Here is a 23441-nt window from a genome sequence, read left to right on the forward strand (position 1 = left end):
TCAGGGGGTGTCGAGGTCGCGCGCGGCGAACGTGTCGCAGGATTCGAGGTCGCCCGTCCCGTAGCCCTGCGAGAACCAGGCCTGGCGCTGGGAACTCGATCCGTGGGTCCAGCCCTCGGGGTCGACGAGTCCGCTCATCGACTCCTGGATGCGGTCGTCGCCCACGGAGGAGGCCGCGGACAGGGCGTCCTCGAGGTCGGTGTCGGAGAAGGACCGGAGGAACGGCTCGCCGGACTCGGGGTCGGGGACCGAGATCGCGTGCGCCGCCCACATCCCGGCGAAGCAATCGGCCTGCAGCTCGACACGCACGCCGCCCGACTCTGCGCCCTGCGGGTCCTGCTGCGCGGCCCCGAGCGTACCGATCAGGTTCTGGATGTGGTGCCCGAACTCGTGGGCCACGACGTACTCCTGCGCCAGGGGTCCGCTGGACGAGCCGAACTGCGTGACGAGCTCGTCGAAGAACGCGGTGTCGTAGTAGGTCTGCTCGTCGGTGGGGCAGTAGAACGGGCCGACGGCGCTCGTGGCCGTGCCGCAGCCGGTATCGGTCTGCCCGGTGAACAGGACGACCCCCGGCTGGGTGTAGCGGACGCCGAACTGCTCGAGGTAGGGCCCCCAGAAGCTGTCCAGGCTCTCCGCGGTGCCGAGGATGCGGCAGTCGAGCTGCTCGTTCGCCTGGACGCCGGTGAGGCATGCGTTGATGGCGGGTTCCGCATCGCTGCCCTGTTCCTGCGGGACGCCGGTACCTTCGGTGAGCCCCAGCTGGTCCACGACTCCTGGTCCGAAGATCAGCGAGAGGATCAGGAGGAGCCCGCCGCCCACTCCGCCGCCCACGGCGGCGCCCCGGCCGCGTCCCCGCCGGTCGCTCACGCGGGACGGATCGAACCGGGCGTTGTCGTTGAAGCTCATGTCCCAACAATAAGCCGACTTAGGGTTTTCGCGGCAACCGGCCGGGTGGTCCGCGGACGTGTCCGCCGGCGCCGTCGGCTCCGGGAGGCCCGGAGCCGGTCAGGTCCGCCAGTGCGCGGGCGGGTCGATGCGTTCGGGGAGCCGTGTCCGGTGGTCACCCGCAGCGGCTGCGACCTGCATCGGGGTGAGGAACAGTGCGCGCGAGAGGTCGGCGCCGTGCAGCCGGGCGTCGCGCAGATCCGCGCCCAGCAGGTCCACCCAGCGGAGATCGGCGCCCGCGAGGTCGGCGGCGATGAGGTAGGAGCCCCTGAGGTCCGCCCCCTGCAGCGCCTGCCCGGCCAGGTCGGCGCCGAGAAGGTCCGCTCCCGGTACGAGCCGCCGGGGCACGCCCCGACTGCCGGCGGCCGTCCTGACGGCGGCGCTCACGTCCCTCAGTGCTCCGCCCACGCGCGTGCGGAGCGTCGCGAGGTCGACGGCGGCGAGCTGCGACGGTCCCAGCCGTGTCAGCTCGACCGTCTCCGTGACCAGCGAGTCGACGGCGACGGCTGCGGCCCGCGGGACGGCGGGCGACGACCGGCCGAGCCGCCGTGCCTCGTCGAGGTACCACAGCACCTCGTGCAGCTGCCGGACGACCGGGAACGCCGCGAACATCGGCGCCCGTACCTCCGGGTGCGCCGTCCAGCTCCGCCCGCCGAAGAGGCCCTGGGCGACGTGCTGTCCGGCACCGAAGCAGTCGAACACCGTGCAGCCCTTGTAGCCCTCACCACGCAGCCGGGCGTGGATGGTGCAGGAGAAGTCGGCCGCGAGGTTGTGGCATGCCCGGCCGGCCGGTTTGTCGTGCCCGAAGTCCGCCGACCGCTCGAAGCCCAGCGCCGAGCAGCAGAGGGCGAAGCAGCTCCCGCAGTCGGCGGACAGCGCGATGTCCGGATGGCCGGCGAGGTGCAGCGGGACGGCGGGCACGGACGCTCCTCTCGGGGGCAGGGACTGCGGGGCGGGACCGGGACGGGGACGGGGTTCGCGCCGACGCGGTGCTACCGGGATCGCGCCGCGCCCGACGGGCTCGCCCGTGCCCGCCGTCCCGGGATTCTCGCACCGATCCCCGCCCCGGCCAAGCGGAACGCACCCGCGTCGCCTCGGGTTGTCAGGCACGGTGCCTGCTGCAACGGTAGGTTCGGGCGGCACTGCGGCCACCCGCTGGACCGGCGCGACGCCGTCCCGGACCTGAAGGAGCAACGGATGAACATCCTGCACACGATGCTGGACGGGCTCGAACACGCGAAGGCGCTGGACAGGATCGCGGACCCGATCGCCGCGGTGGTCGGCAAGGCCGTCCGGCCCAGGGCGATCCGGAACCTGCTCAGCGGTACCGCCATCGGCCACCATCTGCACCCCATGCTGATCGTCGTCCCGTCGGGGGCCTGGAGCATGGCCTCGTTCCTGGATCTCACCGGCGGCAAGGACTCGCGGAAGGCGGCGGACCTCCTCGTGACGGTCGGCATCCTCTCGGCCGTCCCCACCGCGGTCGCGGGGCTGCACGACTGGTCGGACACCCAGGAGAAGGAGCGCCGCGTGGGCATCGTCCACGCAGCCGGGAACTCGCTCGCCGTCCTGCTGTACACCGCCTCCGCCGTCGCGCGCGCGAAGGACCGGCGAGCCGCGGGGGTGCTGCTGGGCCTCGGCGGCCTCGGCTCGATGCTGTTCAGCGCCTTCCTGGGCGGGCACCTGAGCTACGCGAACGGCGTCAACGTCAACCGGACAGCCTGGCACGAGGCCCCGAAGGACTGGACGCGCGTGGCGAGCGACGCCGACGTCGTCGAGGGCGGACGCCATCCGGTCGAGGCGAACGGCGTGCCGATCCTGCTGCTGCGCCACGAGGGGAAGCTGACTGCGATGGACAGCGTCTGCAACCACCTCGGCGGGCCCCTGGCGGAGGGCACCATCGAGGACGGCTGCATCACCTGCCCGTGGCACCAGAGCATGTTCCGGCTCGACGACGGCAAGAACTATCGCGGTCCCGCGGCTGTGCCGCAGCCCGTCTACGAGACCCGGGTCACCGGCGACGGGTACATCGAACTGCGGCAGCCGGCGTCCTGACCGCCGGTTCCTAGTGCACGGGGGCCGGGGAGTCCCCGGCCTCCTGCGGGGCACGGACGAAGAACGACGCGACGACGGCGAGCAGGAAGATCACCGCACCGTAGAGGAACGCCGCCCGGATGCCGCCGGCGAGCGCCGCATCCTGCGCGACGCCGTCCCCGAGCAGGGAGACGCTCTGCAGGGTCATGACCGAGATGAACAGCGCGGTGCCGGCGGCTCCGGCCAGTTGCTGTGCGGTCCCGAAGACGGCGCTGCCGTGGGAGTACAGGTGCGGCTTGACGGACCCGAGCGCGGACGTCAGCAGGGGCGTGAACATCAGTGCGAGGCCCACGCTGAGGAGCACATGCGCCACGAGGACCAGACCGACGGGAGTCGTCTCGGTCACTTGGGTCATGGACCAGAACACCGCGCTGACGAGGAATGCCCCCGGCACCAGGAGCACCCGGGGGCCGCGCCGGTCGTAGATCCGTCCGACGACGGGGCCGAGCAGTCCCATGGCGAGGCCGCCGGGCAGGAGCAGGAGGCCCGAGACCAGTGGGTCCATCCCGAGCACCGTCTGAACGTAGATGGGGATCAGGATGATGGTCCCGAAGAGCGCCATCATGCTGACCGCGATCGCCACGATCGAGATGGTGAAGTTCCGCGAGGCGAAGACCCTGAGGTCGAGCAGCGCCGCGTCCCTGCGCTGCAGCATCAGCTGGCGTGCGACGAAGACGGCGAGCGCGGCGATGCCGATGGCCAGCGGGAGCCACGCGGGGACGGCGCTGCCCGTCGAGGCCTCGCCCAGCTGGCTGAGACCGTAGATGATGCCGCCGAAGGCGAGGGCCGACAGGACGACGGAGGCGACGTCGATCGCCGACTTCCGCGGCGTCGTCACGTTCTGCATCTTCGCCGACCCGAAGCCGAGTGCGGCGAGGGAGATCGGCAGGACGAGCCAGAACATCCAGCGCCAGTCGAGCACGCTGAGGATGGCGCCCGAGATGGTGGGGCCGAGGGCGGGCGCCACCGAGATGACGATCGAGATGTTGCCCATGATCTTGCCGCGCGAGGCGGGCGGTACGAGGGTCATGACAGTGGTCATGAGCAGGGGCATCATGATCGCGGTGCCGGTGGCCTGGACGACCCGCCCGACCACGAGGACCTCGAAGCCCGGCGCCAGCGCGGCGATGAGCGTGCCGAGGCTGAACAGGCTCATGGCGGCCATGAACACCGGCCGGGTGTTGAAGCGCTGGAGCAGGTAGCCGGTCACGGGGATCACGACGGCCATGGTCAGCATGAACGCCGTGCTCAGCCACTGGCCCGCACCGACCGTGATGCCGAGGTCCTCCACGAGCCGGGGGATCGCCACACCCATGATGGTCTCGTTCAGGATGACCACGAACGCCGAGATGAGCAGGAGCGTGATGACGAGCCTGTCGCGGGCCGGGAGTGCGCCCGGGATGCCTGCGGAGGTTCGCGGGGAGACGGCGTCGGGGGACACTGCCGTGCCGGGCAGCGCGACGGCATCCGGGCTGGGAAGCGCGTCGGAGACGCGGGACGGGGGACTCTGGGCCATGGTGATCCGCTCGGTTCGATCTGGTACCGCTCCACGACAGGGAGCTCTTCTGGGTGCCGGGTCGGCTGAGTGGACCCGGCGGGGCCACGGGGGACGGTGGTTCGCTCAATCAACAGAACCCCGGCCGCCGGAAGTCTATTCCGGCTTCCCGCGTACCGCCATCGGGACGAGGTCCCGGCGGACCGCCGGGTGCAGGTGCTCCGTTAGCATGGGGCGGGTGCGCCGCCCTGGATCCTGACGACCGGGCGCAGTCTCCGGTGCAGCCCCGCTTCCCGACGAAGGAGTTCCCCGTGCCTGATTCTTTCTACCGCGACCTCGGCGGCGGGAGATTCGAGTCGACGATCCACGCGCAGGGGGCCTGGAACCCGGAGGAGCAGCACATGGCTCCCATCTCCGGACTCCTCACGCAGTGCCTGCTCGACTGCGAGCCTCGTGAGGGCATGCAGCTCAGCCGCCTCAGTTTCGACATCCTCGGCATGATCCCGGGCGGCGAGTTCGAGGTGAGCACCGCCGTCGTGCGGCCCGGACGGACGATCGAACTGCTGGAGGCACGCATGGAGGCCGGCGGCCGGACGGCGATCGTCGCGAAGGCGTGGCGGCTCGGCATGCAGGACACCGCGGCCGTGGCAGCCGTCGAGGATCCGCGCATCCCCGGCCCGGAGGACGCAGGACCGCACGAGGGCATGACGGCGTGGCCCGGCGGCTTCATCAGGGCCCTCGAGGTGCGCGTCGTCCCCGGACACCGCCCGGGACGGGGGCAGGTGTGGATGCGGAACCCGCACCCGATGGTCGACGGGGAGGCGGCCCCCGACGTCGTGCGGCTGGTCGGCATGATGGATGCAGCCAACGGCATCGCCACGCGCGTGGCGCCCGGCGGCGACAGCTGGATGTACCCCAACGTCGACCTCCAGATCCACCTCCACCGCATGCCGCACGGCGAATGGCTGGGCCTGGACACCCGGGTGACGTTCGGCGGGCACGGGGTCGGCCTGACCTCGAGCGTGGTGCACGACGTCGACGGCCCCTTCGGCCGCGTCGAGCAGATCCTCACTGTCCGGAAACTCTGACCCCGGCGGCCCGAACACGCCCGGCACGCCGGGCACCCCGATGACGCCGGGTGTCGTGCGCCCGGAATGCGACGGCCGGCCCGATCGTTGCACGGCACGGAACCGCCGTAGGCCCCGGCGGCCGCCCCACGGAACCGCGGGCCCAGAGGAGGAAGCATGCCGAAAGCAGTGTGGAAGGGCAGGATCGTCGCGGAGTCCGCGCACACCGTCCTGGTCGACGGGAACCACTACTTCCCGCCGGATTCGATCGCCCAGGAGTACTTCGTCCCGTCCGAGAAGCACACCGTGTGCTCCTGGAAGGGCACGGCCGGCTACTACAGCCTGGAGATCGACGGCGAGCGTAACGCGGACGCCGCCTGGATCTACCCGGACCCGAAAGAAGCGGCGGAGAACATCCGCGGTCACTACGCTTTCTGGAAGGGCGTCACGGTCAGCGACTGATCGTTGCAGCGAGGGGCGCCGTCCTGCCGACGGCGCCCCTTCCCGTGCCGCCGGTACGCGCACCATTCCACCCGACCGCGCCTCCGGGCGCGACGACGAAGGAGAACCCATGGAGTACCGCAAACTCGGCAACAGCGGCACCTCGGTGTCCCACCTGGCCCTCGGCACGATGACCTTCGGCGCGGAATCGGACGAGGCGGCGTCCCACGCGATCCTCTCCGACTACGCCGCAGCGGGCGGCAACCTGATCGACACCGCGGACGTCTACACCGCGGGCACCTCGGAGGAGATCATCGGCCGGTGGCTCGCGAAGAACCCTGCGGAGCGGGACCGCATGGTCCTGGCGTCCAAGGGCCGGTTCCCGATGGGTGACGACGTCAACGATCTCGGACTCTCCCGCCGCCACCTCCGACGCGCCCTCGACGCCTCGCTGACACGTCTCGGCGTCGACCACATCGACCTGTACCAGGTCCACTCGTGGGATCCGGTGACACCGCTCGAGGAGACCCTCGGCTTCCTGGACGAAGCCGTGGTGCAGGGCAGGATCGGCTACTACGGGTTCTCCAACTACACGGGGTGGCAGCTCACGAAGGCGTACCAGATCGCCCGCCAGCGGGGCTACTCGCTGCCGGTCACCCTGCAGCCGCAGTACTCGCTGCTCGTGCGGGAGATCGAGGCGGAGATCGTCCCGGCTGTGCTCGACGCCGGGATGGGCATGCTGCCGTGGTCCCCGCTGGGTGGCGGCTGGCTGACCGGCAAGTACACCCGCGACACCGTACCGACCGGCGCCACCCGGCTGGGCGAGAACCCGCAGCGCGGCATGGAGGCCTGGGAGAAGCGCAACGCGCAGGACAGGACCTGGCGCATCATCGACACGGTGACGGGCATCGCCGGCGAGCGCGGTGTCGGTGCGTCACACGTGGCGCTGGCCTGGGTTGCGGCGCAACCCGCCGTGACGTCGGTGATCCTCGGGGCGCGCACGCAGGAACAGCTGGCCGACAACCTCGCCTCCGCGGAGCTCGAACTGACGAGCGAGGAACTGGCCCGTCTCGACGAGGTCAGCACGCCGACCTTCAGCGACTACCCGTACGGGATCCCGGGCGTGGAGCAGCGCAGCCGCCGCGTCGACGGCGGACAATAGGCCGCCGGGCCGGTCGGGCGCTACGCCCGGCCGGCCCGCCTCGCAGTCCCGGACCTACACTGGAGCCCTCCCGCGCTCCGTTGCGCCGGACATCGGCGAAAGGCGTCCACCATGGCCAGGGTCCTCTATTCCGCCTCCATGTCCCTCGACGGCTACATCGCCGGACCAGGCGGTGACATGTCCTGGCTCACCCCGTTCATCCAGCCGAATCCGGAGGCGGACGCGCTCGCCGGGCGGATCGGTGCCCTCCTGATCGGCAACCGCACCTTCACCGGGGACGATCCCAACAGCGGGACCGACGCCGAAGGCGCCTTCGGCGGCACCTGGTCCGGGCCCCAGTTCGTGGTGACGCATTCCCCGCCCGCCGACGGCGGACCGGACGGCGTCCAGTACGTGAGCGACGTCGTCCTCGGCCTCGACCGCGCCGAGGAGGCCGCGAAGGACGGCTACGTCGCAGTCCTCGGCGCCGACATCGCACGGCAGTGCCTCGCCCTCGGACGCCTGCACGAGGTCCTGGTGTTCGTCGAGCCGGTGCTGCTGGGCGCCGGGACGCGGCTCCTCGACGTGCCGGGCGGCACGAACGTCGCCCTCCGGCCGCGTTCCGCCACGCACCACGGGCACGAGACGAACCTGTGGATGGACGTCCTTCCCTGACACCGTCCTGCGGCCGGTATCGGCAGCCGCGTCCTGCGGGTCACCGCGCACTGCCTACGATGGAGGGATGAGGACTCCGTGGAAGGGCGCTGCAGGGCTGGCGCTCGTCGTCGACCCCGCATCGGACGACGCCGCCCGGGAGCTCGACCGGGGGATCTGCCTGCTGCGCGAGGTCGCGGCCGGCACCCGACCGGCCACCCTGCGCCTCTACCGTCCGAGCCCCACCGTGGCCTTCGGGCAGCGCGACGCGCGGCTGCCGGGCTTCTCGGCGGCGAGCGGATCCGCGGCCGCGCAGGGCTTCGAGCCCCTCGTCCGCAGGGCCGGCGGCCGTGCCGCCGCATACCACCGGAGCTGCCTGATCGTCGACCACGTCGAACCGGCCGACGACGCCGTCGCAGGGACCCGCGCGCGCTTCGCCGCCTTCGGTGACTTCTTCGCGCAGGTACTCGCCGACGTCGGCATCGACGCGCACGTGGGCGAGGTGCCGGGGGAGTACTGCCCCGGCGAGTTCAGCGTCCACGGACGGCGCGACGGCGTACCCGCGGTCAAGCTCGTCGGCACGGCCCAGCGCGTCGTCGCGGGGGCGTGGCTGTTCTCGTCCGTCGTGGTCGTCGAGGACGCCGAACCCCTGCGGGCGGTGCTCACCGATGTGTACACGGCTCTCGGCCTCGCGTGGGAGCCGGCGACGGCGGGCGCGGCGCAGGACCTCGTGCCCGGGGTAACGGTCGACGCCGTCGAGACGGCGCTCCTGGCGGCTTATGCCGCCGTCGTGCAGCTCGAAGCCCCCGCGGCCACGCGTACCGCCTGATGCCCTGGGGCTGCGCGCAGGCGGCGTCCCGTTCGCGGCCCTGCGATGACGTCGCACCGCCGGTTTCCCACGGTGTCGCGCGCTTGGAGGCACAGGAGGCGTCGCCGCGTCCGGGGCCCTACGACGACGAGGGCGCACCGCCGGCTTCCTGTGCCGTCGTGCGCCCTCGATGTGCTGCGGCCCGCCGGGCAGTCGTCAGTGCCCGCGGTCGACCCATTCCTCGAGGTGCGGCGACTCGTCGCCGATGGTCGTGCTGTCCCCGTGGCCGGTGCGCGCGATCGTCTCCGGCGGCAGGGTGAGCAGCCGTGTGCGGATGGACTCGATGATCGTCGGGAAGTCGCTGTAGGAGCGGCCCGTGGCGCCCGGTCCGCCCTGGAAGAGCGTGTCGCCCGTGAAGACGGTGCCTGCTTCCTCGAGGTAGTAGCAGACGGAACCGGGCGAGTGTCCGGGGGTGTGCAGTGCCGTCAGGGTCACCCCGGCGACGTCGATCGTGTCGCCGTCGCTGATCCACCGGTCCGGGCTCAGGGCAGGGAACACCATGGTCCACAGTTCGCGGTCGCCGTCGTGCAGGTGGACGGGTGCGTGGACGGCGTCGACGAGATCGCCGACCGCCCGGATGTGGTCGTCGTGGGCGTGCGTCAGGAGGATCGCCCGGACGGGCCGTCCGTTGATCCGGTCGAGGATCGCGGCGGCGTCGTGCGGTGCGTCGATCACCACGCATTCGTCGTCGTCGCCCACGATCCACACGTTGTTGTCGACGTCCCACGTGCCGCCGTCGAGCGAGAAGGTGCCCGAGGTGACGAGGTGTTCCACCCGCGCCGCCATCAGAGCTCCACCACCGAGCGGAGGACGGCGCCGCCATGCATCTTGCCGAAGGCTTCCTCGACCTGGTCCAGGCGGATGCGCTCGGTCACGAAGGCATCGAGGTCGAGGTTGCCCTGGAGGTAGTGGCTGACGAGCATCGGGAAGTCGCGGCTCGGCAGGCAGTCGCCGTACCAGGAGGACTTCAGCGAACCGCCGCGCCCGAAGACGTCGAGCAGCGGCAGGTCGACGGTCATGTCCGGTGTGGGGACGCCCACGAGCACCACCGTGCCGGCGAGGTCGCGCGCGTAGAACGCCTGCTTGTAGGTTTCCGGACGGCCGACGGCGTCGATCACCACGTCGGCGCCGTTGCCGCCGGTGAGGGCGCGGATGGCCTCCACCGGGTCCTCGTCCTTCGAGTTGAGGACGTGCGTCGCGCCGAGGCCCTTCGCGAGCTCGAGCTTCCGGTCGTCGATGTCGACCGCGATGATCGTGGTGGCTCCGGCGAGCTTCGAGCCTGCGACGGCGGCGATCCCGACGCCGCCGCACCCGATGACGGCGACCGAGTCGCCGCGGGAGACGTTGCCCGTGTTGATCGCGGCGCCGATCCCGGCCATGACCCCGCAGCCGAGGAGGCCCACGGCGGCGGCGTCCGCTGCCGGGTCCACCTTGGTGCACTGGCCGGCCGCGACGAGGGTCTTCTCGGCGAAGGCGCCGATGCCGAGCGCGGGGGACAGGACGGTGCCGTCCTCGAGGGTCATCTTCTGGGTGGCGTTGTGCGTGTCGAAGCAGTACTGGGGTTCGCCGCGGCGGCAGGCACGACACTCGCCGCAGACGGCACGCCAGTTGAGGATCACCCGGTCGCCGGGTGCCACGGTGGTGACGCCGTCGCCCACGGCACTGACGACGCCGGTCGCCTCGTGGCCCAGCAGGAACGGGAACTCGTCGTTGATGCCGCCCTGCTTGTAGTGCAGGTCGGTATGGCAGACGCCGCAGGTCAGGATGTCGACGAGCGCCTCACCGGGCCCCGGGTCCGGCACCAGGATGGTCTCGATGGCGGCGGGGGCATCCTTCGCCCGCACCACGACGCCCTGAACTCTGTGCACCATGTTCTCGCTGTCCTTCCGCTGGGAGCGGTGGCCCGTCTCGCGGGCGCACCGCTCCCAGCATATGGGGGACTGCCCCGGCGCGGGGAAGGCGATTGCTAGGCGGCGAGCCTGGTCCTCACGTCAGCCAGGGAGGGGTTCGTCGCGGTGGTGCCGTCGGGGAAGATCACGGTCGGCACGGTCTGGTTGCCGCCGTTGAGGGAGGCCACGAGCTCGGCGGTCCCTTCGACCTCCTCGATGTTGACCTCGTTGTAGCCGATGCCCTGAGCATCGAGCTGGGACTTCAGGCGACGGCAGTACCCGCACCACGAGGTCGAGAACATGGTGATGGATCCGGCTTCTGGCGTGTAGTCCACGGTGCTCCTCAGGTCTGGGTACGGGTTCGCCGCACCCTGTCTCGGTCTGCGGACGACTCCTCGCGCCCGCAGACTCGTCAACGCGGACAGGCGCCGGGCCATTCCTCGCACCGGTAGGCTCACGCCATGGCTGAAGCAGACGAAGAGCAGAACGCGAAGCAGTTGGCAGCGGTCCGGGTGGCCATCGACGAGGTGGACGAGCAGATCGTGGCCCTCATCTCGCGTCGCGAGCGGCTCGTCCGCCGGGCGGGAACCCTCAAGCGCGACGACGCCTCCGTTCGCGCCCCGGCGCGGGTGGAGCGGGTCATCACGAACGTGCGGGGTTATGCGGAGAAGCAGGGGGTGGACCCCACCGTCGTGGAGCAGACCTACCGTGCCATGATCTCGGCGTTCATCGAGTTCGAGCTGAGGGTGCGGCGGGAGCCCTGACCGGCGCCGACCGTCCCCTGCGGGGCGTGCGACGGCGAGCTTGTTGGTCGGCCCTCCGACCACCCGATACGATCAGGACGGCGGTCCCGGCCCTCACCGGGGTCCGTCGCGCCCGTTCGGGCACCTATTTCCCCAGCACCAAGGAGACCCCGTGTCAGCGCCCCAGCCCATGAAGCTCATCGTCGACGGCGAAGAGAAGCAGGCGAGCACGGGCACCACCGGCACGGAACTGTTCGGCGAACGGCGCGACGTCGTCGTCATGCGCGTGGACGGCGAGTTGAAGGACCTCGACCAGGTGGTGGCCGACGGTGCATCCGTCGAGGGCGTCACGCTCGAGGACCCCGCGGGGCTCGAGGTGCTGCGGCACTCGGCCGCGCACGTCATGGCCCAGGCCGTCCAGCAGCTGCGGCCCGGCGCGAAGCTCGGCATCGGCCCGTACATCACCGACGGCTTCTACTTCGACTTCGACGTCGAGGAGCCGTTCACGCCCGACGAGCTGAAGCAGCTCGAGAAGATGATGCTCAGGATCGTCAACGCCAACCAGCGCTTCGTGCGCCGAGTGGTGTCCGAGGACGAGGCCCGCGAGGCGATGCAGGACGAGCCGTACAAACTCGAGCTGATCGGCCTCAAGGGCGGGGCCACGGACGACGACGGCGCATCGGTCGAGGTCGGCGCGGGCGAGCTGACGATCTACGACAACGTGGACCGCAAGTCCGGGGACGTCGTCTGGAAGGACCTCTGCCGCGGTCCGCACCTGCCGAACACCAAGCTGATCTCCAACGCGTACGCGCTGACGCGGTCGGCGGCCGCCTACTGGCGCGGCAGCGAGAAGAACAAGCAGCTGCAGCGTATCTACGGCACGGCCTGGCCCACGAAGGACGCCCTCAAGGCGTACCAGGAGCGCCTGGCCGAGGCCGAACGCCGAGACCATCGCCGTCTCGGCACCGAGCTGGACCTCTTCTCCTTCCCGGACGAGCTGGGCTCGGGCCTGCCGGTCTTCCACCCCAAGGGTGGAGTCATCCGCAAGGCGATGGAGGACTACTCCCGCCAGCGGCACACCGACGCCGGGTACGAGTTCGTGTACACGCCGCACATCACCAAGGGCCACCTCTACGAGGTCTCGGGCCACCTCGACTGGTACCGCGACGGCATGTTCCCCGCGATGCACGTGGACGAGGAGCTCAATGAGGACGGCACGGTGCGCAAGCCCGGGCAGGACTACTACCTCAAGCCCATGAACTGCCCCATGCACAACCTCATCTTCCGGTCCCGCGGCCGGTCCTACCGTGAACTCCCGCTCCGACTGTTCGAGTTCGGCTCCGTGTACCGGTACGAGAAGTCCGGTGTGGTCCACGGCCTGACACGCGTGCGCGGCATGACCCAGGACGATGCCCACATCTACTGCACACGCGAGCAGATGAAGGACGAGCTCACGGGCACGCTGACCTTCGTGCTCGGCCTGCTGAAGGACTACGGCCTCGACGACTTCTACCTGGAACTCTCCACCCGCAACCCCGAGAAGTCGGTCGGCTCCGAAGAGATCTGGGACGAGGCCACGCGCACGCTCGCCGAGGTCGCTGAGGCCTCGGGCCTCGACCTCGTGCCCGATCCCGGGGGAGCGGCGTTCTACGGCCCGAAGATCTCCGTGCAGGCGCGCGACGCGATCGGCCGCACCTGGCAGATGTCCACCATCCAGCTCGACTTCAACCTGCCCGAGCGCTTCGAACTGGAGTACCAGGCGGCGGACGGCTCGCGCCAGCGCCCGGTCATGATCCACCGCGCCCTCTTCGGGTCGATCGAGCGCTTCATGGGTGTGCTCACCGAACACTACGCCGGGGCGTTCCCGGCCTGGCTGGCACCCGTGCAGGTACTGGCGATCCCCGTCGCCGAGGCCTTCAACGACTACCTGTTCGACGTCGTCGACAAGCTCAAGGCCGAGGGCATCCGCGCGCAGGTCGACGCCGGGTCCGACCGCTTCCCGAAGAAGATCAGGACGGCGAGCAAGGAGAAGGTCCCGTTCGTCCTCATCGCGGGTGGCGAGGACGAGGAAGCCGGTGCCGTCTCCTTCCGGTTCAGGGACGGCAGCCAGGACAACCAGGTGCCCGTCGACGAGGCCGTCCGCCGGATCGTGGAGGCGGTCCGCAGCAGGGAGGCAACACCCTGATGGCCGACGGGGGCAGTCCGGACGGTGGTGGGGCCACCGCGTACCCGGGGGACGCGGCGGTGACGGACGATTTCGAGCTCGCGGGCGTGCCCGACTCCTTCCAGCGCCTCTGGACACCGCACCGCCTCGCCTACATCAAGGGCGGGCAGGAGCAGGTCACGTCGGAGAAGACCTGCCCGTTCTGCCACGCGCCGCAGCTGGGCGATGAGGAATCGCTGATCGTGCACCGCGGCACCTACGCCTATGTGCTGCTGAATCTCTTCCCGTACAACGCCGGCCACCTCCTCGTCTGCCCCTACCGTCACGTCCCCGACTACACGGACATCGACGAGGCGGAGACCGCCGAGATCGCCGCCCTCACGCAGACCGCGATGCGCGTGCTGCGCCAGGTCTCCAACCCCTCCGGCTTCAACCTCGGCATGAACCAGGGGGTCACGGGCGGCGCCGGCATCGCGGCCCACCTCCACCAGCACGTGGTGCCGCGATGGGGCGGCGACGGCAACTTCCTGCCGATCATCGCGCAGACCAAGGCCATCACGCAGACGCTCGGCGAGGTCCGCGAGCAGGTGGCGGCGGCGTGGCCGTCGGCCGGTGACGCGCGGGGATCGGCCTCCTGATGCTGAACAGATATGCGCGTGGCTTCTTCACCCGCCTCTTCACCCCGCCGGCCCGCAGGCTGCTCGCCTGGGGGGTGACACCCGACGCCGTGACCATCGTGGGCACCATCGGCGTGGCCGGCGGCGCACTGGTCTTCTACCCGCTCGGCCAGCTGTTCTGGGGCACCGTGTTCATCACGCTCTTCGTGTTCTCCGACGTCATCGACGGGATCATGGCCCGCCTCGAGGGTCGCGGCGGGTCCTGGGGCAGCTTCCTCGACTCCACGCTCGACCGCATCGCCGACGGCGCGCTGTTCGCCGGCGTGGCCGTGTGGTTCTTCACCGGCGGCCAGAACCCCGCGATCGGCGTCGCCGCCCTGGCCTGCCTCGTGCTCGGCATGCTCGTCTCCTACGCACGGGCCAAGGCCGAGTCGCTCGGCTTCACAGCGAACGTGGGACTGGCCGAGCGGGCCGAGCGGCTGGTCTCCGTCCTCGTGGTCACCGGGCTGACGGGTCTCGGCCTGCCGGAGGGCGTGCTGCTGGTGGTCCTCGTGATCCTCGCTGTGGCGAGCCTGGTCACGGTGGGCCAGCGGGTCAGGGCCGTGCGGCGCCAGTCCCTCGAGGCCCCGAGATCTTCGTCGGATCCTTCCGGGGCATCGCGGGACGCGTCCGGCGAGTAGCTGCCGGGCGCCGCTGGTCGGTGCCGCTGTCATCCGGGGACCCGAGGCCCGCTGCCGGACCCCGGTGATGCGCATGGAACCCTTTCCACGCCTGGCGACCTCTGCCCTGTGCAGGGGCGGTGTGAGGTGCCTTCGAAGGGCCGCGCATCCACCCTATTCCGTCGGTGGCGCGCGGGACGATGAGGTATGGAAACGGCGGTGGAGCACCCGGACGGGCTCGACGAAGCCCTCGCCGCCCTGCGCTCGGGCCGGGTCTCCTGGTCCCATGCCGCCGCCCTGGTCCACGAGTACGCCGGAGTGCCGCCGGAAGCAGCGTCGGCAGTCGAGGGCGCCCTGCTGCCCGTCGCGATGCGCACGACGACGACGAAGCTCGCCTACCAGGCGCGGCGGCTACGGAACCATCACCACCCGGAGGTCCTCGACGAGCGTGCCCGCTCCGCCGGAGCCCGACGTCGGGTCGAGATGGACCCGGCCGACGACGCGATGGCCTGGCTCAGCGTGTACCTGCCCGCCACGTCGGCCTCGGCGATCGACGCGCACCTCACAGCCGCCGCACGCCACCTGCAGCGCCCCGCGGAGGCCCGCACCCTCGCCCAACTGCGGACCGACGTGTTCGTCGACCTGCTCCTGCCCTGCGACGGTCGCAGCTCCGGCCCGGAAACCGGTGTCGATGTGCGTGCCAGTGCAGGCGCAGCCTGTGCCTGCGGCTCCAGCACGGACCGCCGGGGTGGTCCTGACTCGCTCGTCACTCCGCCCGGGCCGTCCGGCGCGACCCCGCTCCCCGATAGCCTGAGGGCTCACATCAACGTGACGGTGCCGGTCCTGTCGCTGCTGGGCGTGGACGACGCCCCCGCCCTGCTCGAGGGTTACGGCCCCATCGCGGCCGAACTCGCCCGTCGGCTCGCCGCCCATGCGCCGTCGTTCACCCGACTCCCCACCCATCCCGAGACCGGGGCGGTGCTCAGTGTCGGCCGCACCACCTATACCGTGCCGGCAGACCTGAAGAAGTGGCTGCGCGTCCGCGATCGGACCTGTCGACATCCCGGCTGCAGCATCCCCGCCGCACGCTGCGAACTCGACCACACCCGACCGTGGGCACATGACGGCCCGACGGACGCCGACAATCTCGCCCACCTGTGCCGCAAGCACCACGCGTTCAAGAGCGAGGGCCTGTGCCACTACGACCAGCCCCGACCGGGCGTGCTCACGGCCACTTCCGCCGGCGGACGCACCTACACGACCGAGAACGACGACCCACCCTTCCGATCGAGCGTCCTTGAGCGCAGCTCGGCTCATGCTTCTCCCCGGCGTCGACCGGATTCGGTGTGACGGGTCAGGATGTGAAGACGAACACCGGGTGGGTCTCGCCGGGATGGGCAGCCTCGACCGGTGACGGTTGGGCGTGATGGGTCAGGGCGTGAAGACCAACCCCGGGCAGGCCCCGGCGGGAGCGGTGGCGCTCCGAGGTGGCGGGTCGGAGGTGCAGGTCAGGACGTGCCGGCTAACGACTCAGGGGCTTCTCCGCGACCGATTGCTCCGTCCGGTGGCGTCAGGGCATGGCGTCAGGGCGTGGCGGGTCAGGATGCGAAGGCGAAGGCAGGGCGGGCCGCAGCGAGGGCCGTCGCGCTGTCGCGCAGGGGAGTCAGTGCAGCGCCGAGGGTCGAGAGATATTCGGCGCGGCGCTTCGGCGAGATCCTGGACACGGGGGCGGACGCGATGTCGCCGTGGTCGGCGTAGTGCGTCGCCAGCCCGTCCTGCAGCAGCCTCAATGCTTCCGATTTCTGCTGTGACACCGCCGAGTGCGTGGTGCCCAGTTCCGCCGCGACCTCCGTGACCGATCTGCCCTCGAAGAACACCTGCTCGACGATGTGGCGCATCCGCTCCGGCAGGTGCGTCACGGCCGTCCGCAGGTGGCGGATCTGCTCGTCGGCGAGCAGTGAGGCCTCGGGCAGCTGGTCCTCGGCGGGAACGAGGTCGAGCACCGACTCGTCCAGTGTCTGGAGTGAGCGACCGGCGTCGTCGAGCGCCGCGTGAACCTCCTGCCGACTCACGCCGAGCGTCATGGAGAGCTCGTCGACGGTCGGTGACCTCCCGAGAGAAGCAGCCAGCGTCTCCTGCGCCGCAAGGGTGTCGCCGATGCGGCGTCGTACCGACCGCGGCGCCCAATCATTGGAGCGGAGCTCGTCCGCGAAGGCGCCCGTGATGCGCCGACGCGCATAGGCGCCGAAGGGCACGCCGAGCGAGGCGTCGAACGAATCTGCCGAGGTGATGAGCGCGATCGCGCCCACCGATGCGAGGTCGTCCCTCGAGAGGTGCGTGGCGCGGGCACACAGGGTGGAGACGAGATACCCGACCAGTGGCAGGTTGTCGACGATGAGTTTTTCCCGGTCGCGTGCGTGCATGAGCAAGCTCCCCAGCTGCTTGGTGACGTTGCTGTCCGCTGGTGTCCGGCAAGGGTCTGCCGCGGCGGCAGGTGTCGCTCCCGAAGCTATCAACGGAGAGTCACCGGATGGACGCGCTGAGGCAATCCTGCACCAAGGCTGAGGTTCGAACGCTGACCGTCGGACCGAGCGTCAGAGGGGGAAGCTGCAGAGGAGTCGCAGGGTCGGACCGGGTGGCCCATCAAGCGTGAGGACGTGCGGAATACCCCTCCCGGTGCCATGTGCCGATGAATCGAGGCGCATTCCTCCGTCTACCCGACAACGAGCATCGACGACCACGGAGGGGCACGCCATGATCCAGCGAACCGGATGGCTACCGGTCGACCTGCATATCGTCTCGGACCGGGACCTGCTCCTGCTGCAGCGCGGTGCGTCGCCGCCGTGCGCGCGGGGAACGGCCGGCCCTATCCGTTCCTCCCCCTGGTCCGACGGACAGGACCGCGTGCAGGACGAACTCGAACGACGCGATTCGGCGACCGACCGACCAGCGACCGCCGACAGGTAGGCCTGCTGGACCCTGCGGGGCTATCGATACGGTGATCGAAGCGGTTTCCGATATGGCGCGCCGGCACCGGAACGGATGCGTCGTGACGTGCCAGGACCGGGCGTAGTGCCGGACCATGACCGGCCGTGATGCCCGGACCATGACCTGCCGTGGAGCCCGGAGGTCGAGCGGCTTAGCCCTGGGTCCTACTCATCTGCACGGCGGGGGATCTGCTGACGACACCGTTCCTCGAGGAGCAGCAGGTCCGCGCGTTCGACGACGACGACCATCTCCCGCCGTTCGATACGCCGGCATGGACCGGGCCGCCATCGCACCGTCTTCTACCTCGAGCGTGCCCACGGCCGGGGCCAGCTGGACGAACGTTCCAAGCCCGACGGCCTCCGCCGGGGTGTCGGTTTCAGCGACGGACGAAAAGTCACCACGCAGGACGACTCGCCCTGGGCAGGCGTCGAATCCGTGCAGGACGAGGTCGAAGGGCCCGTCACGGACGGGATGTCGCGTCCCGTCGCCGACATGGACTCCTGGGCCCGCTATTGCTGGATCTGGCCGACGCCTCCCGCGCCGGCCCTGCAGGTGGGCTGCGAGTGGCGGGAGCGTGGAATTCCCGAGACGGTGACGTCCATCGACGTCGGGCCCCTGATCGCTGCCGGCGCCACGTCCGTCCCGTTGTGGCAGGACGCTGCGCGAGGTTCGTGGCGTCAGGCCGCGTCGATGGACCCTGACAGGCCGAGCCGACGCACCACGGGCGTCGCGGTCCGCTATGGCCGCGGTCGGCGTGACAGCGGACGACGGTGCGCGGTAGGCGGCACGGGCGGAGCCGCCCTGCGTCGTATCATGGAGGGTCAGCTTTTATCTACCTTTAGGGGCAAATCGTGTCCACCGTTGAAGACCGTTCGGCAACCACAGCTCAGACCGGCGGCAACCGGGTCAAGCGCGGGATGGCCGAGATGCTCAAGGGCGGCGTCATCATGGATGTCGTCACCGCCGAGCAGGCACGCATCGCCGAAGACGCCGGTGCGGTCGCCGTGATGGCGCTCGAACGGGTCCCCGCCGACATCCGCGCGCAGGGTGGCGTCTCCCGCATGAGCGACCCCGACATGATCGACAAGATCATCGCCACGGTCTCCATCCCCGTCATGGCGAAGGCGCGCATCGGCCACTTCGTCGAGGCGCAGGTCCTGCAGTCCCTCGGTGTCGACTACATCGACGAGTCCGAGGTCCTCACGCCCGCCGACTTCACCAACCACATCGACAAGTGGAAGTTCACCGTCCCCTTCGTCTGCGGCGCCACCAACCTCGGCGAGGCGCTGCGGCGTATCAACGAGGGCGCGGCGATGATCCGGTCGAAGGGCGAGGCTGGAACCGGCGACGTCTCGAACGCCACGATGCACATGCGCAAGATCCGCTCGGAGATCAACCGGCTGTCCTCGATGGCGGAGGACGAACTGTACGTCGCCGCGAAGGAACTGCAGGCGCCGTACGAGCTCGTGAAGGAGGTGGCCTCCGCCGGCCGCCTGCCCGTGGTCCTGTTCACCGCAGGCGGCATCGCCACCCCGGCCGACGCTGCCATGATGATGCAGCTCGGCGCGGACGGCGTGTTCGTCGGCTCCGGCATCTTCAAGTCCGGCAACCCCGCCGAGCGGGCGAACGCCATCGTCCAGGCGACCACGTTCCACGACGACCCCGACGTGATCGCCAAGGTGTCGCGTGGTCTGGGCGAGGCCATGGTCGGCATCAACGTCGACGAGATCCCGCAGCCCCACCGCCTCGCAGAGCGCGGCTGGTAGCACCAGGCAGTCCACGGGACCGTCGAGGACCGCAGCCGTCTCGGCTGCGGTCCTCGCGTCTTGTACGACCCGGACCTACCTCAGGAAGGGCACGGCGATGTCGCAGACCTCGGCCTCCGGGTGCGCATCGTCGACGGCGGCGAAGACGATCTCGCGTGGAGGGAGCGCGGGCGTGAGACCCTCGCGCGACAGCCAGGCACAGACCTCGTCGTAGGCCGTCAGGATCTGCGGATACAGCATCTCGGCCTGCGTGATGCGCACCTGGGCCGACTCGGGGGCAGCTTCGACCAGGACGTGGGTCCCACCGGGTACGCCAGCGGGCAGGCCGCCGCTGCGCACGGGGATCGCGTTCCCGACGACGCCGTCGGTCCCGGCGTCGACGGGGCTCCCGTAGATCGTCGACGACGGTCCCGCCCAGCCGCCGAGCCCCCACCGGGCCCCAGGGCAGGGTCACGCGGCGACCGAACAGGTCATTGCCCGGTCGTCCCATCGAGCAGCTCGCGGATGATGTCGAGATGGCCGCAGTGGCGCGCGGTCTCCTCGATCATGTGGACGAGCACCCAGCGGACGTTGTGCTCCTTCGACGTCCCGAGGCAGGGGTCATCGAGGCCGTGCCCCGACAGAACCTGCCTCGATTCCGCGCACGCCTCGGCGTAGTCGAGCAGGATGTCGTCCAGGCTGTCCTCGGCGGTGACGCCGAACTCCCACACCCTGTCCCGCCGGGACCGGGCCCAGGGGCCGTCGGTGTCACCGTCGATGTCGTCGTGGAACCAGCTGCGTTCCACCTGGGCGAGATGGCGGACGATCCCCGAGGCCGTGGTGGGGGAGGGCAGCATCCGCCGGGCGCCGTCGGCGTCGCTCAGTCCCCGGGCCTTGAGGACGACCGTCCCCCTGAGGTAGTCCAGGAACCCGGTCAGCGTGGCCTTCTCATCCGCGGCCGCGGGAGGGAAGGGGCGTGGATCGATCGTCATGCCCCCACAGTAGCGACGCCGGTGCGTCGCTCAGAGGTCGAGCGACCAGGTCCGGCCACGACCGAGCAGGGTGAAGCCGCGCCGCGAGAGGAACTCGTACCCGTGGGGAGTGGCGTTCACCGCGAGGTGCACGGCGCCGGCCTCGCTCGCGGCCCGCGCCGTCGTGCTCAGCAGCGCGGTCGCCAGTCCGCGGCGCTGGTAGGCGGGGAGGACCTCGAGCTGATGGATCCCACCGAGCCCGCTCAGGCCGGCCACGCCGGCGGGGTGGAACGAGTAGGCGGCGCCGGAGATGTTGCCGCCCCCGGCGTCCCGGGTCACGGCATGCCAGGCGTGCCGCGGCTGAGACCGGACCACCCGCAGCTCCTGCTCCAGCGGGCCCCAGTAGTCCGGGACCGCGTCGGTGAGCACGGCATCGTCGTCCCCGGACCGGACGACAGCCGACACCGGCGCGGCCATCCACCACGGCTGCCACCCGGGCGCGAAGCCGAGGGATCCGAGGTCGACGGCGTCCACGGCGCCGTTGAGCCATACCCGTGCGGTCGTCGCGCCGAGCCTCGTTCCCTCCGCCAGCGCCGGCCGTACGGCAGAGGCCGTGACGGCCTCGGGGAACATCATCATCAGTTCACGCCGGGCCGGCAGCCAGACCCATGTGCAGCCGTGCGTGGAGAACGTCTTCCCGCCCGTGGCCGCCGCGAGCGCGGCGAACCAGGCTGCGTGCAACCGCTGGCACTGGGCTATGGTCACCATGCGGCGCGGTCCGGGGCCGGCCTCATGCCAGGCCGCGGCGTACGAGCAGCGGGTGGAGGTCCGCGTCCCGCCCGCGGAACCGACGGAACGCCTCCAACGGATCGATGCTGTTGCCACGGGAGAGCAGCTCGCGCCGGAAGTGGTCGCCGTTCCCGCGGGTGAGGCCACCCGAGGACTTGAACCACTCGACGGTGTCGGCGTCGAGCATCTCGCTCCAGATGTACGCGTAGTACGACGCCGCATAGCCGCCCGCGAAGATGTGCTTGAAGTAGGACGTGCGGTAGCGCGGCGGGACGGGCGCGAAATCCACGCCCGCGTCGGCGAGTGCCGCTGCCTCGAAGGCCAGCGGGTCCTCGATGACGGTGCCTGCGGGGATGGAGTGCCAGGCGAGGTCGAGCAGCGTGGCGCCGAGGTACGCGGTCGTCTCGAAGCCCTCGCCCCACGCCCCGGCGGCATGGATCCGGTCGACGACGTCCTGGGGGAGTGCCTCCCCGGTCTCGTGGTGGCGCGCGTAGTTGGCCACGATCTCGGGCCACAGGATCCACATCTCGTTGACCTGCGAGGGGTACTCGACGAAGTCGCGGGGCACCGACGTCCCGGCGAACAGCGGGTAGGTCACGTCGGAGAACAGGCCGTGCAGGGCGTGCCCGAACTCGTGGAACGTGGTGACCACCTGGTCGTAGGAGAGCAGCGTCGGCTCGCCCGCTCCCGGCTTCGAGATGTTCAGGTTGTTGATGACGACGGCGCGCGTGTCCTCGAGCGTCGACTGGTCCACGAAGGAGTTCATCCAGGCTCCCCCGCTCTTCGTGTCGCGGGTGTAGAAGTCACCGAGGAACAGGCCGAGTCCCGCGCCGTCCTCGTCGAAGACCTCCCACACGCGGACGTCGGGGTGGTAGCCCTCGAGGTCCGGGCGCTCCGTGAACGTCAGGCCGTAGAGGCGGTTGGCGGCGTGGAAGACACCGTCCTGGAGGACACGCTCGAGTTCGAAGTAGGGGCGCAGGGCGTCCATGTCGACGTCGAACTTCGCCTTCCTGACCTTCGCCGCGTAGTAGGCCCAGTCCCACGGCTCGATCGGGTGGCCCGCCTCGGCCTCCAGCTCGGCGGCCTCGGCGCGCGCGTTACGGACGGCGGGTGCAGCGAGCTCACGCATCCGGTCGAGGATCGCGTCCAGGGACGGCGCGGTCTGGCTGTCGGTCGCGGCGGCGGCGTGCGTATCGAACCCGAGGAGGGCGGCACGCTCGGCGCGGAGCGTCGCCATGCGGGTGGCGATCGCGAGGGTGTCCGCGTCGTTGCCACGCGCTCCGCGGTTCACGGACGCCTCGTGCAGACGACGGCGGACGTCCCGGTCCGTGAGCGATTCCAGGGCGGGCTGTGCGGTCGGGAGGATGAGCGTCAGGAGGTACTTGCCCTCGTGCCCGGCGTCCGCGGCCGCGGAAGCAGCGGCCGAGACCGCGTCGGCGGACAGTCCGTCGAGTTCCGCGGCGGACCCGAGCAGCAACGCGGAGTCGTTCGTGTCCTTCAGGAGCTTCTGCGAGAACTCCGTGCTGAGTGCCGACAGCTCCGAGTTGAGTCCGCGGAGCGTGGCCTGAGCGCCGTCGTCGAGCTCGGCACCTGCCCGCACGAAACTGCGCAGGTATTCGTCGACGAGGCGCGCGGATTCGTCGTCGAGCCCGTCGACCGGCACCTGGCGGATCCGCTCGAACAGCGCCCTGTCGAGCTTGATGTTGTCCTCGTGCTCGGCAAGGCGCGGAGCCACCTGCTGCTCGAGCTCCTGGATGGCAGGGGTCGCATGACTGACCGAGTTGCTGAAGAACACGCGGGACACGCGGTCGAGGGTGCTCCCCGCGCGCTCCAGGGCGACGAGCGTGTTCTCGAACGTCGGCGCCTCTGCGGAGCCCGTGATCACCGCGATCTCGGCGAGGTGGTCGGCGAACCCGGCGTCGAAGGCGGGCAGGTAGTGCTCGTCCCGGATGGCCGCGAACGGGGGCAGCTGGTAGTCGAGGGTACTCGGCGCGAGGAAAGGGTTGCTCATGGGAACTAACTTTTGCACGTTGTTGCACTTTCCCGCACCACCCTTGACCCTGCGGGTAGGCGCTACCTAGGGTCGGAATGCTTCGCCGGCCGATGATCGTGGGGGCTCGAGCCGGACATCGGTGGCGCGGCGGGGCACCCGGCACCGACGCCGGTGTGCC

General features: G+C 70.5%; 24 protein-coding genes. 13 read left to right on the forward strand and 11 right to left on the reverse strand.

What is annotated here, in order from left to right:
• Together CXQ97_RS03805 and CXQ97_RS03810 are read right to left on the reverse strand one after the other, a co-directional pair.
• Positions 1 to 906, reverse strand: a complete 906-nt coding sequence (locus CXQ97_RS03805) for a neutral zinc metallopeptidase (protein WP_104179517.1) — start codon at positions 904 to 906, stop codon at positions 1 to 3.
• 99 nt (positions 907 to 1005) lie between these two features.
• Positions 1006 to 1866, reverse strand: a complete 861-nt coding sequence (locus CXQ97_RS03810) for a pentapeptide repeat-containing protein (RefSeq protein WP_258062232.1) — start codon at positions 1864 to 1866, stop codon at positions 1006 to 1008.
• A gap of 276 nt (positions 1867 to 2142) precedes the next feature.
• Here CXQ97_RS03810 and CXQ97_RS03815 point away from each other — a divergent pair, with 276 nt between their 5' ends.
• Complete coding sequence (locus CXQ97_RS03815) at positions 2143 to 3000, forward strand: Rieske (2Fe-2S) protein (protein WP_104179518.1); 858 nt, start codon at positions 2143 to 2145, stop codon at positions 2998 to 3000.
• Between the two features lie 10 nt (positions 3001 to 3010).
• Here CXQ97_RS03815 and CXQ97_RS03820 read toward each other — a convergent pair whose 3' ends face one another.
• The gene (locus tag CXQ97_RS03820; RefSeq protein ID WP_104179519.1) at positions 3011 to 4555 is read right to left on the reverse strand and encodes an MDR family MFS transporter; all 1545 of its coding nucleotides are present in this window, start codon (positions 4553 to 4555) and stop codon (positions 3011 to 3013) included.
• Between the two features lie 290 nt (positions 4556 to 4845).
• Between CXQ97_RS03820 and CXQ97_RS03825 the strand changes: the two genes are divergently transcribed.
• The 5 genes from CXQ97_RS03825 to CXQ97_RS03845 all read left to right on the forward strand — a co-directional run bounded on the left by CXQ97_RS03825 (position 4846) and on the right by CXQ97_RS03845 (position 8666).
• Positions 4846 to 5622 carry a thioesterase family protein gene (locus tag CXQ97_RS03825; protein ID WP_104179840.1) on the forward strand — a complete coding sequence of 259 codons (777 nt, stop codon included), beginning with the start codon at positions 4846 to 4848 and terminating at the stop codon, positions 5620 to 5622.
• 156 nt (positions 5623 to 5778) lie between these two features.
• Positions 5779 to 6063: a DUF427 domain-containing protein gene (locus tag CXQ97_RS03830; protein WP_104179520.1), complete on the forward strand. Its 285-nt coding sequence runs from the start codon at positions 5779 to 5781 to the stop codon at positions 6061 to 6063.
• Between the two features lie 109 nt (positions 6064 to 6172).
• Positions 6173 to 7204: an aldo/keto reductase gene (locus CXQ97_RS03835; protein WP_104179521.1), complete on the forward strand. Its 1032-nt coding sequence runs from the start codon at positions 6173 to 6175 to the stop codon at positions 7202 to 7204.
• Positions 7205 to 7315: 111 nt separating this feature from the next.
• Positions 7316 to 7858: a dihydrofolate reductase family protein gene (locus tag CXQ97_RS03840; RefSeq protein WP_104179522.1), complete on the forward strand. Its 543-nt coding sequence runs from the start codon at positions 7316 to 7318 to the stop codon at positions 7856 to 7858.
• 67 nt (positions 7859 to 7925) lie between these two features.
• Entirely contained in the window at positions 7926 to 8666 is a 741-nt protein-coding gene (locus CXQ97_RS03845; RefSeq protein ID WP_258062233.1) for a lipoate--protein ligase family protein, read from the forward strand.
• 195 nt (positions 8667 to 8861) lie between these two features.
• On the opposite strand, the gene CXQ97_RS03850 is transcribed toward CXQ97_RS03845, so the two are convergent.
• From CXQ97_RS03850 to CXQ97_RS03860, 3 genes are all read right to left on the reverse strand, one after another.
• The gene (locus tag CXQ97_RS03850; protein WP_104179523.1) at positions 8862 to 9491 is read right to left on the reverse strand and encodes an MBL fold metallo-hydrolase; all 630 of its coding nucleotides are present in this window, start codon (positions 9489 to 9491) and stop codon (positions 8862 to 8864) included.
• A complete protein-coding gene (locus CXQ97_RS03855; protein WP_104179524.1) occupies positions 9491 to 10576 on the reverse strand; it encodes an S-(hydroxymethyl)mycothiol dehydrogenase in 1086 nt (361 codons plus the stop codon). Before CXQ97_RS03855 ends, CXQ97_RS03850 begins: the two co-directional genes overlap by 1 nt.
• Positions 10577 to 10671: 95 nt before the next feature.
• Positions 10672 to 10929: a mycoredoxin gene (locus tag CXQ97_RS03860; RefSeq protein ID WP_104179525.1), complete on the reverse strand. Its 258-nt coding sequence runs from the start codon at positions 10927 to 10929 to the stop codon at positions 10672 to 10674.
• 126 nt (positions 10930 to 11055) lie between these two features.
• Here CXQ97_RS03860 and CXQ97_RS03865 point away from each other — a divergent pair, with 126 nt between their 5' ends.
• From CXQ97_RS03865 to CXQ97_RS03885, 5 genes are all read left to right on the forward strand, one after another.
• Positions 11056 to 11358: a chorismate mutase gene (locus CXQ97_RS03865; RefSeq protein WP_104179526.1), complete on the forward strand. Its 303-nt coding sequence runs from the start codon at positions 11056 to 11058 to the stop codon at positions 11356 to 11358.
• A gap of 151 nt (positions 11359 to 11509) precedes the next feature.
• A complete protein-coding gene (gene thrS / locus CXQ97_RS03870) occupies positions 11510 to 13522 on the forward strand; it encodes a threonine--tRNA ligase (RefSeq protein ID WP_104179527.1) in 2013 nt (670 codons plus the stop codon).
• Positions 13522 to 14139, forward strand: a complete 618-nt coding sequence (locus tag CXQ97_RS03875) for an HIT domain-containing protein (RefSeq protein WP_104179528.1) — start codon at positions 13522 to 13524, stop codon at positions 14137 to 14139. Before thrS ends, CXQ97_RS03875 begins: the two co-directional genes overlap by 1 nt.
• On the forward strand, positions 14139 to 14798 hold the full coding sequence (gene pgsA, locus CXQ97_RS03880) for a phosphatidylinositol phosphate synthase (protein WP_104179529.1): 660 nt from the start codon (positions 14139 to 14141) through the stop codon (positions 14796 to 14798). The genes CXQ97_RS03875 and pgsA overlap by 1 nt, the downstream gene beginning before the upstream one ends.
• A gap of 198 nt (positions 14799 to 14996) precedes the next feature.
• Complete coding sequence (locus CXQ97_RS03885; protein ID WP_181034963.1) at positions 14997 to 16127, forward strand: HNH endonuclease signature motif containing protein; 1131 nt, start codon at positions 14997 to 14999, stop codon at positions 16125 to 16127.
• Positions 16128 to 16375: 248 nt separating this feature from the next.
• Here CXQ97_RS03885 and CXQ97_RS03890 read toward each other — a convergent pair whose 3' ends face one another.
• The gene (locus CXQ97_RS03890) at positions 16376 to 17200 is read right to left on the reverse strand and encodes a sigma-70 family RNA polymerase sigma factor (protein WP_104179531.1); all 825 of its coding nucleotides are present in this window, start codon (positions 17198 to 17200) and stop codon (positions 16376 to 16378) included.
• A gap of 331 nt (positions 17201 to 17531) precedes the next feature.
• On the opposite strand from CXQ97_RS03890, the gene CXQ97_RS03895 reads away from it, so the two are divergent.
• Both CXQ97_RS03895 and pdxS read left to right on the forward strand, forming a co-directional pair.
• Complete coding sequence (locus CXQ97_RS03895) at positions 17532 to 17744, forward strand: hypothetical protein (protein WP_104179532.1); 213 nt, start codon at positions 17532 to 17534, stop codon at positions 17742 to 17744.
• An 872-nt stretch (positions 17745 to 18616) separates the two neighbouring features.
• Positions 18617 to 19531, forward strand: a complete 915-nt coding sequence (gene pdxS / locus CXQ97_RS03900) for a pyridoxal 5'-phosphate synthase lyase subunit PdxS (protein ID WP_104179533.1) — start codon at positions 18617 to 18619, stop codon at positions 19529 to 19531.
• Positions 19532 to 19606: 75 nt separating this feature from the next.
• Here the strand turns inward: pdxS and CXQ97_RS03905 are convergent, their stop codons facing one another.
• The 4 genes from CXQ97_RS03905 to CXQ97_RS03920 form a co-directional block, all read right to left on the reverse strand.
• Positions 19607 to 19870 carry a hypothetical protein gene (locus CXQ97_RS03905; protein WP_104179534.1) on the reverse strand — a complete coding sequence of 88 codons (264 nt, stop codon included), beginning with the start codon at positions 19868 to 19870 and terminating at the stop codon, positions 19607 to 19609.
• A gap of 131 nt (positions 19871 to 20001) precedes the next feature.
• Positions 20002 to 20502 (reverse strand): DinB family protein, encoded by a 501-nt coding sequence (locus CXQ97_RS03910; protein WP_104179535.1) that lies wholly within the window; start codon positions 20500 to 20502, stop codon positions 20002 to 20004.
• Between the two features lie 30 nt (positions 20503 to 20532).
• A complete protein-coding gene (locus CXQ97_RS03915; RefSeq protein ID WP_146069567.1) occupies positions 20533 to 21249 on the reverse strand; it encodes a GNAT family N-acetyltransferase in 717 nt (238 codons plus the stop codon).
• A gap of 22 nt (positions 21250 to 21271) precedes the next feature.
• Positions 21272 to 23281 carry a M3 family metallopeptidase gene (locus CXQ97_RS03920; protein ID WP_104179536.1) on the reverse strand — a complete coding sequence of 670 codons (2010 nt, stop codon included), beginning with the start codon at positions 23279 to 23281 and terminating at the stop codon, positions 21272 to 21274.
• Between the last annotated feature and the right edge of the window lie 160 nt (positions 23282 to 23441).

This window comes from Arthrobacter sp. B0490 (genome assembly GCF_002929355.1).
Lineage (GTDB): Bacteria > Actinomycetota > Actinomycetes > Actinomycetales > Micrococcaceae > Arthrobacter_D.

Excerpts from the sequence above, each read along its gene's own strand:
- CXQ97_RS03920 (WP_104179536.1), bottom strand. The coding sequence starts at position 23,281 with ATGAGCAACCCTTTCCTCGCGCCGAGTACCCTCGACTACCAGCTGCCC.
- pgsA (WP_104179529.1), top strand. The coding sequence starts at position 14,139 with ATGCTGAACAGATATGCGCGTGGCTTCTTCACCCGCCTCTTCACCCCG.
- CXQ97_RS03845 (WP_258062233.1), top strand. The coding sequence starts at position 7,926 with ATGAGGACTCCGTGGAAGGGCGCTGCAGGGCTGGCGCTCGTCGTCGAC.
- CXQ97_RS03890 (WP_104179531.1), bottom strand. The coding sequence starts at position 17,200 with ATGCACGCACGCGACCGGGAAAAACTCATCGTCGACAACCTGCCACTG.
- CXQ97_RS03915 (WP_146069567.1), bottom strand. The coding sequence starts at position 21,249 with ATGGTGACCATAGCCCAGTGCCAGCGGTTGCACGCAGCCTGGTTCGCC.
- CXQ97_RS03820 (WP_104179519.1), bottom strand. The coding sequence starts at position 4,555 with ATGGCCCAGAGTCCCCCGTCCCGCGTCTCCGACGCGCTTCCCAGCCCG.
- CXQ97_RS03850 (WP_104179523.1), bottom strand. The coding sequence starts at position 9,491 with ATGGCGGCGCGGGTGGAACACCTCGTCACCTCGGGCACCTTCTCGCTC.
- CXQ97_RS03840 (WP_104179522.1), top strand. The coding sequence starts at position 7,316 with ATGGCCAGGGTCCTCTATTCCGCCTCCATGTCCCTCGACGGCTACATC.
- CXQ97_RS03815 (WP_104179518.1), top strand. The coding sequence starts at position 2,143 with ATGAACATCCTGCACACGATGCTGGACGGGCTCGAACACGCGAAGGCG.
- CXQ97_RS03895 (WP_104179532.1), top strand. The coding sequence starts at position 17,532 with ATGATCCAGCGAACCGGATGGCTACCGGTCGACCTGCATATCGTCTCG.
- CXQ97_RS03875 (WP_104179528.1), top strand. The coding sequence starts at position 13,522 with ATGGCCGACGGGGGCAGTCCGGACGGTGGTGGGGCCACCGCGTACCCG.
- CXQ97_RS03855 (WP_104179524.1), bottom strand. The coding sequence starts at position 10,576 with ATGGTGCACAGAGTTCAGGGCGTCGTGGTGCGGGCGAAGGATGCCCCC.
- CXQ97_RS03865 (WP_104179526.1), top strand. The coding sequence starts at position 11,056 with ATGGCTGAAGCAGACGAAGAGCAGAACGCGAAGCAGTTGGCAGCGGTC.
- CXQ97_RS03830 (WP_104179520.1), top strand. The coding sequence starts at position 5,779 with ATGCCGAAAGCAGTGTGGAAGGGCAGGATCGTCGCGGAGTCCGCGCAC.
- CXQ97_RS03805 (WP_104179517.1), bottom strand. The coding sequence starts at position 906 with ATGAGCTTCAACGACAACGCCCGGTTCGATCCGTCCCGCGTGAGCGAC.
- CXQ97_RS03910 (WP_104179535.1), bottom strand. The coding sequence starts at position 20,502 with ATGACGATCGATCCACGCCCCTTCCCTCCCGCGGCCGCGGATGAGAAG.
- CXQ97_RS03835 (WP_104179521.1), top strand. The coding sequence starts at position 6,173 with ATGGAGTACCGCAAACTCGGCAACAGCGGCACCTCGGTGTCCCACCTG.